This window comes from Mesorhizobium sp. M4B.F.Ca.ET.203.01.1.1 (assembly GCF_004791025.1).
In the GTDB taxonomy this organism is placed as follows: domain Bacteria; phylum Pseudomonadota; class Alphaproteobacteria; order Rhizobiales; family Rhizobiaceae; genus Mesorhizobium; species Mesorhizobium abyssinicae.
In genome coordinates this window covers 72,798-84,770 of the sequence record NZ_SRUO01000003.1, presented here as the reverse complement: position 1 = coordinate 84,770, position 11,973 = coordinate 72,798, and the positions used below count along the sequence as shown (strand labels likewise).

Annotated in this window: 9 protein-coding genes and 1 pseudogene; 1 reads left to right on the top strand and 9 read right to left on the bottom strand. The window is 62.8% G+C overall.

Annotation, left to right across the window (positions count from 1 at the left end; translation table 11 throughout):
* Window positions 1-46: 46 nt before the first annotated feature.
* From EN846_RS07205 to EN846_RS07165, 9 genes and pseudogenes are all read right to left on the bottom strand, one after another.
* The gene (locus EN846_RS07205) at window positions 47-1,726 is read right to left on the bottom strand and encodes a formate--tetrahydrofolate ligase (protein ID WP_127391204.1); all 1,680 of its coding nucleotides are present in this window, start codon (window positions 1,724-1,726) and stop codon (window positions 47-49) included.
* A 317-nt stretch (window positions 1,727-2,043) separates the two neighbouring features.
* Window positions 2,044-3,168 carry a DUF2333 family protein gene (locus EN846_RS07200; RefSeq protein ID WP_127285352.1) on the bottom strand — a complete coding sequence of 375 codons (1,125 nt, stop codon included), beginning with the start codon at window positions 3,166-3,168 and terminating at the stop codon, window positions 2,044-2,046.
* Window positions 3,169-3,183: 15 nt separating this feature from the next.
* Complete coding sequence (locus tag EN846_RS07195) at window positions 3,184-4,491, bottom strand: DUF6638 family protein (RefSeq protein WP_128346253.1); 1,308 nt, start codon at window positions 4,489-4,491, stop codon at window positions 3,184-3,186.
* A gap of 68 nt (window positions 4,492-4,559) precedes the next feature.
* Window positions 4,560-4,971, bottom strand: a pseudogene (locus EN846_RS07190) (DUF559 domain-containing protein).
* 59 nt (window positions 4,972-5,030) lie between these two features.
* Window positions 5,031-6,941, bottom strand: coding sequence for an ATP-binding protein (locus EN846_RS07185; protein ID WP_127392671.1), 1,911 nt, complete (start codon window positions 6,939-6,941; stop codon window positions 5,031-5,033).
* 24 nt (window positions 6,942-6,965) lie between these two features.
* Window positions 6,966-8,111, bottom strand: a complete 1,146-nt coding sequence (locus tag EN846_RS07180; protein ID WP_127286364.1) for a hypothetical protein — start codon at window positions 8,109-8,111, stop codon at window positions 6,966-6,968.
* Window positions 8,112-8,144: 33 nt separating this feature from the next.
* Window positions 8,145-9,233: a hypothetical protein gene (locus tag EN846_RS07175; RefSeq protein ID WP_127392670.1), complete on the bottom strand. Its 1,089-nt coding sequence runs from the start codon at window positions 9,231-9,233 to the stop codon at window positions 8,145-8,147.
* Window positions 9,234-9,536: 303 nt separating this feature from the next.
* Window positions 9,537-9,920: a cytochrome c family protein gene (locus tag EN846_RS07170; RefSeq protein ID WP_127286366.1), complete on the bottom strand. Its 384-nt coding sequence runs from the start codon at window positions 9,918-9,920 to the stop codon at window positions 9,537-9,539.
* Window positions 9,921-10,055: 135 nt separating this feature from the next.
* A complete protein-coding gene (locus EN846_RS07165; protein ID WP_127286367.1) occupies window positions 10,056-10,667 on the bottom strand; it encodes a thymidine kinase in 612 nt (203 codons plus the stop codon).
* Window positions 10,668-10,999: 332 nt separating this feature from the next.
* Here EN846_RS07165 and EN846_RS07155 point away from each other — a divergent pair, with 332 nt between their 5' ends.
* The gene (locus EN846_RS07155) at window positions 11,000-11,935 is read left to right on the top strand and encodes a choline ABC transporter substrate-binding protein (RefSeq protein WP_127286369.1); all 936 of its coding nucleotides are present in this window, start codon (window positions 11,000-11,002) and stop codon (window positions 11,933-11,935) included.
* The last annotated feature ends 38 nt before the right edge of the window (window positions 11,936-11,973 follow it).

The window sequence follows — 11,973 nt, the reverse complement described above, 5'->3', positions numbered from 1 at the left end:
GGCGCCGCGAAAGCGGCGCCCTTTGTTTTCGCAGCCGAAAGGAAGCCTAGAACAGGCCTTCGATCTGGCCGACCTCGTTGAGGAAGATCTTTTCGGAGGAGGGCGCCTTGGGCAGGCCGGGCATGGTCATGACCTCGCCGCAGATGATGACGACGAAGCCGGCGCCGGCCGAGAGCCGGACCTCGCGCACCGGCACGGTGTGGCCGGTCGGCGCACCGCGCAGGTTCGGATCGGTCGAGAACGAATACTGGGTCTTGGCCATGCAGACCGGCAGGTTGCCGTAGCCGGCCTGCTCCCAGGCGTGCAGCTGGTCGCGGATCGACTTGTCGGCGATCGCCTCGTCGCCGCGGTAGATGCGCTTGACGATGGTGTTGACCTTCTCGAACAGCGGCATCTCGTCGGGATAGAGCGGCGAGAACTGCGAGGCGCCGGATTCGGCGATCTCGACGACTTTCTTCGCCAGATCCTCGATGCCGGCGGAGCCTTGCGCCCAGTGCTTGCACAGGATCGCCTCGGCGCCCTGCGCCTTGACGAAGTCCTTCATCGCCTGGATTTCGGTCTCGGTGTCGGTGGTGAAGTGGTTGATCGCCACCACCGCCGGCACGCCGAACTGCTTCACGTTCTCGATGTGGCGGCCGAGGTTGAGACAGCCCTTCTTGACCGCCTCGATGTTCTCCTTGCCGAGGTCTTCCTTCTTGACGCCGCCATTCATCTTCATGGCGCGCACGGTGGCGACGATGACTGCGGCCGCCGGCTTGAGGCCGGCCTTGCGGCACTTGATGTCGAAGAATTTCTCGGCACCGAGGTCGGCGCCGAAGCCGGCTTCAGTGACGACATAGTCGGCGAGCTTCAGCGCCGTCGTCGTGGCGACGACCGAGTTGCAGCCATGGGCGATGTTGGCGAACGGACCGCCATGGACGAAGGCCGGGTTGTTCTCGAGCGTCTGCACCAGGTTGGGCTGCATGGCGTCCTTCAACAGCACCGCCATGGCGCCGTCGGCCTTGAGGTCGCGGGCATAGACCGGCGACTTGTCGCGGCGGTAGGCGACGATGATGTCGCCGAGGCGCTTCTCGAGGTCCTTGAGGTCGGTGGCAAGGCACAGGATCGCCATCACTTCCGAGGCGACGGTGATGTCGAAGCCGCCTTCGCGCGGATAGCCGTTGGCGACGCCGCCGAGCGAGCAGATGATCTCGCGCAGCGCCCGGTCGTTCATGTCCATGACGCGGCGCCAGGCCACGCGGCGGGTGTCGATGCCGAGTTCGTTGCCCCAGTAGATGTGGTTGTCGATCAGCGCCGAAAGCAGATTGTGCGCCGTGGTGATGGCGTGGAAGTCGCCGGTGAAGTGGAGGTTCATGTCCTCCATCGGCACGACCTGCGCGTAGCCGCCGCCGGCGGCACCGCCCTTGACGCCGAAGTTCGGGCCGAGCGAGGCTTCGCGGATGCAGACGATGGCCTTCTTGCCGATGCGGTTGAGACCGTCGCCGAGACCGACCGTCGTCGTCGTCTTGCCTTCGCCGGCAGGCGTCGGGTTGATGGCGGTGACGAGGATCAGCTTGCCGTCCTTGTTGCCTTTCACCGACTTGATGAACTCGGCCGAGACCTTGGCCTTGTCATGGCCGTAGGGCAGGAGATGCTCGGTCGGAATGCCGATCTTGGCGCCGATCTCCTGGATCTGTTTCTTCCTGGCGGCGCGCGCGATCTCGATGTCGGACTTCACTTCGGCCATGACGGCTTTCCTCTGGATTGGTCGGTGGAGGGGACGGGTTTGATGATCTGTGCATGTTCGAGACGCCGTGCGGGCGTGAGGGCATGTTCTAACCCTGTCGCTGCCGCGGCGTCAACTTTCATGCAACTATGTTTCCTGCGAAGAAAGAGTGTTCCTGCTGCCGGGCCGCTTTGGGTCGGCTGTCTCGAGCCCGGTCGTTGCGCCGTATAGAAGCCAGAGCGGATGCCGCGCCGCCGTCTCAAAACAGCCGCGCAATGCACCGAATGCGACAGGGGCGACGGCGCAAATCCGCAAGCGCCCTTGGCGGAGGGATGCGGCTACTGCGTCAGCACGTTGCTGATCTCGACCATGTTGGAGCGCACCCTCAGCACGTAGAAACCCATCGTGGTCAGGTGGGTCGGCAGCAGCCAGCCGTCCTCGCGGCCGTTGGCGATGATGAAGGGCTGGATGCGCAGCGCCGAGACGAATTGCGAATCCATCGTGTCCCACAGGTTCTGCAGGTGCTTTTCCTTGATGACGTCCTCGAAGTCGGCCTGGGCGGCCTTCATCAGGCCGTAATAGCCATAGAGCTGGCCGTAGGCGAACCAGAAGCGGTCGTCGGCGCGGAAATCGAACCAGCCGTCATTGTGGTTCTCGGCGCGCTCCTTGAGGATTGCCGAGGTCGAGCCGATGTCGGACGAGATGCGGTCGATATATTGCTTGAGATTGTCGGCGCGGGCGTCGAACGTCGCCTGGCAGCTGGCCAGCCTTGCGTTGAAGGAGCGCAGCTTGCGCACGGCGTCGCGATAGTAGCTCGGGGTCGGCGTCTTCGGACCGAACGGATTGAGTCCGAAATACCAGGTTTCCTCGTCGAACTGCAGATTGCCGCGCGCATCCTGGAGATCGGCGTCGATCTGCGAGGTCGTGCGCACGCGGCCGAGATTGTCGGCAAGCTCCGTCGCCGTGCGCCGAACCGCCTGGTTGATGCCGCGCTGGAAGGAAGCCTTGTTGTCCATCCACGGCGTATGATCCCAGTCGATGCCGAACAGGCCGAGCTTGTAGAGGATCATCGACGAGATCCAGGCATTCTGGTTGACGTTGAAGTCGGTCAGATCGGCCGCCACCTGGGCGATCGCCGAGTTGCCGCAGGTCTTGGCCGTATCGGTGCCCGCGCCGGCCGAGACCTGCTCGCCGGCCGACACGTTGCGCTTCTCGAACGTGTAGGTGTCGGGATAGTTCGGGTTGAAATTGTTCCACCACTGGGTGGCGTAGAAGAAATTGGCGTAGAGGCCGATGAGCACCAGCAAGGCCAGGCCAACCACCGCCTTCAGGATCCAGCCGCGCTGCCCATACCAGCGGCCGGCCCACATGAACGGCCACAGGACGACGCCGACGAGAAGACCGATGCCGCGGCCGATCCACTGGAAGATCTGGGTGAAGAAACTCACAATCGGGTCAAGCATGGCTCTCGTCACCCCTCAATCAGTCAAGCCGTAAAGGCGCGTGCGGAACGCCGCCTTGTCTTTCAAATATGTGGTTTTCAGAACGTCCACAACATGCGAGCGCCAGGCGTCGCTGAAGCCGTCATAGTCCCTGTAGAAGCCGGGCTTGTTGAAGACGTAGCGCGAGACGAAGTCCTGCGGCACGAAGTCGGAGATCAGCTGGTTGGTCAGCCAGGCATCGGGATGGTCGGGCTTGGCGCGGATCACCAGGAAGCGCTGCTGCGGGAACACTTCCTCGATCTTGAGATGGCCATACTGGGCGATCTCGCGCTTGGCGGCGTTGAGGAAGGGGAAATTGCCGTCCCTGGTGATCAGGTCGGTATGGCCATGGATCCAGGTCTGCAGCCAGACCTTGTCGACGTCGGTCAGATTGCGGTTCGGCTCGGTGTCGCGGATCAGCGCCCGCACCACCATTTCGGCGCGATGCTCGAGATAGCCGGAGGCTTCGATCCAGGAGGCGCGCGGCAGCTCTATGCGGCCGGTCGCGGCGAGGAATTTGAACACCTTGTCGGCGTCCTTGATCGACAGATAGCTCACCTGCCACGGCCGCGAGCGGCGGAAACCGGGCGCGGCCGGATCGCTGATGACGGTGGTCATGTCGGGATCGACGAAGACGTAGAGGCCGCCGAAATGGCTGGTCCAGTAGGCGTTGTGGCGGAAGATCACCTGGTCGGGCACCAGCGCGTTCTCGCGGATGTCGCCGCAGACCTTGGCCAACTCGACCATGCGCTCCAGCATGGCGTTGTAGCGCCAGGCGTCGGGCTCCTGCTTCAACCTGTCGACCAGCTTGCCGAGCTCGGCGGCCTTGCCGAGCACATCCTCTGCCGACAGCACCCTGAACTCGACCTGATTGATCGACAGCAGGTCCTCGATGTCGTCCACCTTGGGCACCGAGTCCTCGATCTCGCCGTAGATGACGTCCTTGATGGTCAGCGCGTCGATGGCGCGCTGGTTCTTGGACATGAACTCGAACATCAGCTGCGAGGTGTTTGAGAAGGCGGTGTGGACCACCGGCAGGTCGATCTGCGACGGCGTCAGGATGATGAAGCGGCGGTTGACCTCGTTGGGATCGAGATAGTCGTAGTCGCCGCATTCGTCGGCGACCTCGGGCGAGAAGCCGGTGCGGTCGATCTGGAAGCTGTTCAGCCTGGTGGGATTGAGGCCAAAGGCGACGAGCGCCTTGTTGTAGCGCTGGATGAGATGCGGCTCGTCGACGGTCAGCAGCCTGCCGTAGATCAGCTCATTGTCGCGCAGAAGGTCGGGTTTCTTGGCGGGGTGGGTCATTTATGCCTTCTCCCCGTTCACGGGGAGAAGGTGCCCGAAGGGCGGATGAGGGGCGGCGCAGGCGCTCATCATCTTTGCTCCGACGTGGTGACCGGCAGAAATCTCACATCGACACCAATCATTTTGCGATCCAGCCGGCCATCAAGGGCTGCGATGATCGTATCAAGTACACTCGCGCGGCTGTTCAAGACATCCGCGTGCCAAACCCTCAATACCGACCAACCATTTTCATTCATCGTTTCATCTCTGTATCGATCCCGAGACCGACCCGCGTGCTGGCTGCCGTCGACTTCCACGACCAGATTAGCTTCACGACAGGCGAAGTCTGCGAAAAAGGGCCCAATCGGTAGTTGGCGAACAAACTTGTGGCCGTTCAATCGCCGTCCGCGCAGTTCATGCCACAGTCTTTCCTCGGCATCGTTTTCAACCTTCCGATAGCTCACGGGCTCTCGTGACCTTCGGCTCATTTCCTCCACGCATGGCGCTGCCCCTCATCCGCCCTTCGGGCACCTTCTCCCCGTGAACGGGGAGAAGGAAGATCATGCATTCCATAGCCCCTTCTTCTTCATCTCCTCGATTTCGCGCACGGCGCGGTCGCGCAGCCTGGTGTCGCGGATCATCTTGGTCACGGCGGCGTCGTCGGACTTGTCGGAATAGCGGAATTCCGAGTCGGCGTAGCGGTTGATCTCCTGCATGACCATGTCCATCGAGAACGGTCCGCGCAGTTCCTCGATCATCGCCTTCTTGTCGTCGTAGCTCTTGTGCATGAAGGCTTCCGGCTTCTCGAACCACTCGTCGGGCAGCTCGATGTCCATGGCGCGCATCTTGATGGCGTCGGTGACGTTCTTGATGGCGCGGCCGGTGAAGCGCGGCTCGGCATCCTTGATCATGTGCAGGTAGGTGCCGATATCGGTCATCGACTTGGGCGCGCCGTTGTCCTTCATATAGCGCTCGTAGACCTTGATCAGCCCGTCTTCCTGCGGCTTTTCATGCTCCTCGTAGGCTTCCGCCACGGCGCGCTGGATTTCCTGAGCGGCATAGAGCTTGTGGTCGCCGAGCGGGATCTTGTGGTTCTTGCCGGCGAGCAGGACGAAGATGTCGATATAGTCGTCGCGGGTCTGCGGCCCGTCGACCAGCCAGCGGGCGCCGGCGCGCTGGCGCAGCGCGTCGTCGACATTCTCGGGATAGTTTGAAAACATGCCGAAGGCGCAGTTGCCGCGCACCACCGTGCCGGCGCCGGCAAAGGCGTCCATCAGGACGCCGGTGATCTCCTGCTGGCCGGCCGAGGCGCGATCGTCGGAGCGCCGTGCCGCCACCTGGTCGATGTCGTCGATGGTGCCGAAGCCGATGACGCGCGGATTGAGCACGTTGTTGATGAACTGGCGGCAGTTCTGGCCGGACTTGCCCTGGTAGGACGAGATCTGGTCGACGCCGAAATTCTCGTAGGCGAAGGGATAGCCGGCGACCTGGCAGTAGTCGTTGACGAGGCCGGCGATCATCTGGATCAGCGTCGTCTTGCCGGTGCCCGGCGCGCCATCGCCGATGAAGGTGAACAGGAAGCCGCCAAGCTCGACGAACGGGTTCAGCTCGCGCTCGAAATCATAGGCCATCAGCATCTTGGCGAGCTTCACCGACTGGTATTTGGCGATGTGGTTGCCGACGACCTCTTCCGGCTTCTTGAAGGTCATCACCAGCGGCTTCGAGCGCTTGCCGGGCGCGACGTCGAAGCCGTCGAGGGTGAAATCGTCGACATCGATGCGGATATGGGCATTCTCGAATGGCCCGATGCCGTCGAAGCGGCCTTTTCGCGCCAGCAGCCCGTCGATGGCGACGCGGGCAAAGGCGCGCGCGCGCGTCATCAGGTCCGCATCGTCCTTCGATCCGGCAATCGCCTTGTCGAGGCCGGCAATGATCGACTTCACCGCGTCCTGCTGGGTGTCGAACAGGAAGTCGGGCTCGGCGATGTCGTTGGGCGCCTCGCCGTCGCTGTCGATCAGCTGGAAGAGGTACGAGGCGAGGCTGAAGGCGGAGATGTAGGCCGAGGCCGACAGAAGCTTCTTGAAGGTCGCCGCCTCGTCGCCCTCGAGCGGCGCGCGGGCGTTTTTGGCCTGCAGGCTTTCCAGGTCGGAGCCCTCGGCGAAGACATCGGAAATGGCGAGCGCGATCGCCAGGCCGCGTCGGGCGCGGTACAGGAGCGTGTGCTGCGGAATGGTCAGCAGCTGGTCGTCGGGATGGACGGCGGCGACCGTCTTCGACAGCTCGACCTCGCGCGTACGGCGCACCGAACCGACCGAGACGGTCGAGACGAAGCGGCGATTGGTGCCGGCTAGCGCCGTGCCGGATTCGCGCGCCGGATCCTCCAGCACGGCAATGCGGGTGATGAAACTCTGCGCCGTGGCGCGGTGCTTTTCGATCGCGGCTTCCGAAATCGTGGTCAGGCCGGTGTCCATGAAGGGTGCTCCGTGGTGTGACGGTCAGACGTCTGAGATGACCTGTCCATTGGACAGGATGTGGACCTTGTAGCCGGAAAAGATCTTCTGCGCCTCGCCGGCGGCATAGAGCGCCTGATAGGCCTCGTGCGGGATCAGCGCATGGTTCTCGTAGCTCGACACGCCCTGGCGCGCGGCCTCCAGATCGTCGGTGTTGATGAAGAATTCCTGCGTCGTCTTCTCGCTCGAAAACAGGCCCTTGCGGCCGGGTTTCTCGGATTTGGAAAAGACCTCCTGGATGGTCCAGGTGAGCAGCCATGCGTTTTCCGGCTTGCGCACCTTGGCCAGAACCTCGGTCACTGTCGAATTGTTGTCGGTGATGCCCGCCGAATAGAAGGGGCCGAGCACGACGCGGCGGAGCTGCTTTGGGTGCAGCGGCTCGAAATCCTTGTCGAGATTGACCGCGATCGTTGCCGGGGACAGCGTGTAGGCGGAATTCTTCTCGGTGAAATCGTCGAAGCGATGGGCAAGCTCGGGGTTGAGCAGGCCGTCGACCGGCAGCGGGATGTCGACCCTCTCATTGAGCTTGCCGTTGCTGTCGACGAGCTGGCGCACCATGCTTTCGGAAGAGTCCTCGACCGTCACCATATAGATCAGCGGCAGGTTGGCGCTGCCGTCGAAGCAGGCCCAGTGCACAAGGTAATAGGGTCGAAAGGTCTTCGGATTGACCGAGACTTTCGCCGTCTGCGCCAGCGTGAACGGGCCGAAGGTCTGCTCGCTCCTGACGTCCTCCAGGTAGAGCCGCTCGGCCATCGACTTCTGCAGCGCCTCGGGAAACTCCTTGTGGCGCAGGATGAAGTCGGCCATCTCCTCGCGCAGCTCGCCGGCCTGCGGGATGTTGGCCAGCCGGCTCTCCGCCTGACGACGGTCGTTCTCCAGTTCTAGCAGGTTCTGGAACACCGGATAGCCGCTGTCGGCGCGCGAGATGCGGAACGTCTCCATGAAGCCGAGGCGGTTGCGCCAGCAGGAAAACGACTTGTCCAGCCGCGCAATGTATTCGGCGACGATCTTGGCGACGATGCCGTGCCGGTAGAGCGGCGAGCGATCGTCGCGCATGAACACTTCCAGCCCGCTCAGCGCCGCCGTGATGGCGGAAAAATAGCGCGCCGCCGCTTCATTTTCGGGAGTCATGGGTCTGCCTTGGAGACGAACGCCAGCCGCCAATCACTGCTGCACGTAGTTGGCGGAATTGTGCTTCTTCATCACCTCGTCGAAGCGGCGGGCGAAGGCATCGTCGGCCAGCTTCTTGCGGCGCTGGATGTCGGCCGAGGCCACCATGTTCTTCTCGTGCATTTCGAGCAGGTCGCCGATGTGCTTCTGCGAGGCGGCGCCGATGCCGGCCATGGTCTCCTCCGCGGTGTTGTCGACCTGGCTGCCCAGCGTGTTGATCTTGTGAGCGACATCCTGCTGCGCGGCGGTCTTCAGCGAATCCTCCAGCGCCTTGTACAGGACGATGCGCTGCTCGGTGTCGATGGTCAGCTTGTTGATCAGCGTCGACTGCGCGGCGATCTGGTTGTTGAGCGAATCGACGAAGGTCTGGAACATCGAGGTGTAGCGCTCGAGCGTCTGGCTCTCGGCCAGCAATTCCTGCTCCTTGGCCTGCTTCTCGTTGTATTCCGTGGCCATTTTCGAGCGCTCGCCCTCGAGCTGCGTGCGCTCCTTCTGGCTGGTCGAGGCGGCGATCTTGTTCTCGATGTCGAGCAGCATCGGGTTGAGCTCCTCGATGCGCTTCTGCACCGCCTCGAGGTTGGACATCGTCGTCTTGCGGCGCTCGATGACCTGCGACAGGCTGCTTTCCGAGGTCTTGTAGCGCTGGTCGAGCACTTCCTTCTGCGCTTTCAGGATGCCGACGATGGTATCGGACTTAGCCAGCAGCTCCTGCAGGTTGCCGGCCAGCGACATGTTGCGCACGCGATCGGTGCGCATGCGCTGCTTGCGCTGCGCCGAGAAGACGCCGACGAAGTTTTCCCAGCCGGTGTAGTTCTTCATGCTCTCGAATTCGGCGCCGAAGACGTTGGTCGCGTCTTCGAGGCCGATGATCAGGTCGGCGATGTTGCCTTCCATGATCTTCTGCTGTTTCAGCACATCCTCGATGCGGGCGTTCTCGATGTCGAAATTGGCATCGCCGATCTTCTTGTCGGCCCGGGCGAGCGTGTCGAGCACGGTGCCGGACTGCTCGATCTTCGAGCGCATGTCCTGGACGACCTGCTTGGTCTTGGCAATTTCGGCATCGAAATTCTGCAATGTCGCCATAGGGGCCTCCCGCATCGGCATCGGTTTCGTGTCGGCGCGAATATATGTGGAGCATCCGGGGATTGAAAGACGCAAGACAAGAGGTGCTGCGAAAACAAAAGGTTTCGTTTCTCCCTTGAAAGACAAACGAACCATGCGCATGGCCTGACTAGCCGTCCGCCGGCGCATTTCTTTTGCAATTCGACTGTCGCGCCGCCGGGCCGCGGGCGATGCATTTCGCTTCCCGCCGGCGCATCGTCTGGATATTCGGCAAACAATTGCCGGTGAACCGGCGCCTGCCGGGCAAATCGCAGCCGCGGCAGCTCAGGGCTTGGGGTCGGCCTTGAGATAGGCAATGACATTGGCGATGTCGGCGTCGTTCGTCAGTCCGCTGAAGGCCATTTTGTTGCCGGGGACCTTCAGCTTGGGCGCGCGCAGGTACAAGGACAGGTTCGCCTCGTCCCAGACCAGGCCGGCGGCGCCGGCGTCCTTCATGGCCTGCGAATAGTTGAAATTCTGGGCCTTGCCGGCGGTGCGGCCGACGACGCCCAGAAGGTGCGGTCCGACCTTGTCGTGATCGGTCGTCGCCTCATGGCAGGCCATGCACCGGTTGAAGACCTTCTTGCCAAGGGCCGCGTCGCCATCGGCATGGGCGGCAGCGATGGGGGCGAGCAGAAGGATAGCGGCGGACGAAATGGCTCGAAGCATGGCGGGACTCCTGGCTGAGGGCACCTGGATAGGGCCCATGCCTTAACAAACGCCGCACATGATGGCGGGATTGCGGAAGGAGCGCTCATCCGGGCGGCGCGCCTCGCGATGGCGCAAATGGCGACCCGCTTCCGGTCAGGCCTTGGTGAAGCCGATGAAATCGTCAGGCGCGGCGCGACCCATCTCCTCTTCCCAGTGGCGGCGGCAAAGCGAGACATAGACGTCCTTGCCGATCGCCACCTGCTCGCCCTGCCTCGCCACCTTGCCGTCGGGTCCCAGCCGCACGACCATCGTCGCCTTGCGACCGCAGCGGCAGATGGTGCGCACCTCGCGCAGATCGTCGGCAATCGCCAGCAGGGCGCGCGAGCCGGAAAACAGCTTGCCCTGGAAATCGGTGCGCAGGCCGTAGCACATGACCGGTATGTTCAGCCGGTCGGCGATCCGCGCCAGTTGCCAGACCTGGTCCTCCTCGAGGAACTGCGCCTCGTCGACGAAAATGCAATGCACCGTGGTGTGCTCGTGGTGCTCGGCGACCCGGGCGTAGAGGTCATCGCCGTCGCGGAACATCTCGGCCTCTGCCTCGAGGCCAATGCGCGACGAGATCTGCCCGCTGTCGCCCTTGCGGTAATGGCCGGCGACGAACAGCATCGTGGTCATGCCGCGCTCACGATAGTTGTAGGACGCCTGCAGCAGCATCGTCGTCTTGCCGGCATTCATCGTCGCGTAGTTGAAGTAAAGCTTGGCCATGCCGCCCTTGAGGTGTGTCGAGTTTCAGGTGATGCCGGCCTGCAAACGGCGGCTTCCTGCGCTTCCGGTGCTCACGGACCCTGACCTGAATCTCGGCACACCTTATGCCGAGTTGCGGCGAGGCGGGGAGGGGGCGTCGGCGCATTCCCCTGAAAAAGCTGCCGGCCATCAAAAAAGCGGCAGCCGTGTCGCTGATCGGCCAGTGCGCGCCGTTGATCGTGATTGTCTTAGTGCTTGAAACCGCTCCAGAATGGTGTTTGGCTGACGAAACAAGGCGGGGACACAAACCGTAACTTCGCCGCGCCAAAAAGAATCGCAATGGGAGAATATCTATGTCGCGCATGAATTCCTTCGTCGCCGGGCTCGGCCTGGCGGCTTTCCTGTCCACCAGCGCTGCTTTCGCCGGCGACCCCGAAAGCTGCAAGGCGGTGCGCCTCTCCGATGTCGGCTGGACCGACATCCAGGCCACGACCGGCGTCGCCTCGGTGCTGCTCACCGCGCTCGGCTACGAGCCGCAGGTGATCCAGCTGTCGGTCCCGGTCACCATGGCCTCGCTGAAGAACAAGGACCTCGACGTCTTCCTAGGCAACTGGATGCCGTCGATGACCAACGACATCAAGGACTACACCGCCGACGGCTCGGTCGAGACGATCAGCACCAACCTGACCGGTGCCGGCTACGGCATCGTCGTGCCGACCTATGTGGCGGACGCCGGCGTCAAGACGCTGACCGACCTCGGCAAGTTCAAGGACAAGTTCAACGGCAAGATCTATGGCATCGAGGCCGGCAATGACGGCAACCGCATCATCCTCGACATGATCAAGAACCCGAAGGACAATCTCGAAGGCTTCGAATTGGTCGAATCCTCGGAGGCCGGCATGCTGACGCAGGCCGAGCAGTCGATGAAGAGCAATGAGTGGATCGCCTTCCTCGGCTGGACGCCGCATCCGGTGATGGGCGCCATGAAGATCACCTATCTCGACGGTATGGGCGACAGCGGCTTCGGCGCCGCCACCGTCTTCACCAACGTGCGCAAGGGCTACACCACCGAATGCCCGAATGCCGGCAAGTTCATCGCCAACCTGAAGTTCAACCTGGACATGGAAGGCGAGATGATGGACGCCATCCTCAAGGGCGGCGATGCCAACACGGTCGCGACCGACTGGCTGAAGAAGCATCCGGACGCCGTCGCGCCCTGGATCGCCGGCGTCACCACCTTCGACGGCGGCGATGCCGCCGCGGCAGTCAAGACCGCGCTCGGAGGCTGAGCCGACCATGAATCCGGCATGACCGGAGCAAGGGCAGC

What these genes read in the sequence shown, in the direction of transcription:
- EN846_RS07205 (WP_127391204.1), bottom strand. Translation starts at nt 1,726, where the DNA reads ATGGCCGAAGTGAAGTCCGACATCGAGATCGCGCGCGCCGCCAGGAAG.
- EN846_RS07200 (WP_127285352.1), bottom strand. Translation starts at nt 3,168, where the DNA reads ATGCTTGACCCGATTGTGAGTTTCTTCACCCAGATCTTCCAGTGGATC.
- EN846_RS07195 (WP_128346253.1), bottom strand. Translation starts at nt 4,491, where the DNA reads ATGACCCACCCCGCCAAGAAACCCGACCTTCTGCGCGACAATGAGCTG.
- EN846_RS07185 (WP_127392671.1), bottom strand. Translation starts at nt 6,941, where the DNA reads ATGGACACCGGCCTGACCACGATTTCGGAAGCCGCGATCGAAAAGCAC.
- EN846_RS07180 (WP_127286364.1), bottom strand. Translation starts at nt 8,111, where the DNA reads ATGACTCCCGAAAATGAAGCGGCGGCGCGCTATTTTTCCGCCATCACG.
- EN846_RS07175 (WP_127392670.1), bottom strand. Translation starts at nt 9,233, where the DNA reads ATGGCGACATTGCAGAATTTCGATGCCGAAATTGCCAAGACCAAGCAG.
- EN846_RS07170 (WP_127286366.1), bottom strand. Translation starts at nt 9,920, where the DNA reads ATGCTTCGAGCCATTTCGTCCGCCGCTATCCTTCTGCTCGCCCCCATC.
- EN846_RS07165 (WP_127286367.1), bottom strand. Translation starts at nt 10,667, where the DNA reads ATGGCCAAGCTTTACTTCAACTACGCGACGATGAATGCCGGCAAGACG.
- EN846_RS07155 (WP_127286369.1), top strand. Translation starts at nt 11,000, where the DNA reads ATGTCGCGCATGAATTCCTTCGTCGCCGGGCTCGGCCTGGCGGCTTTC.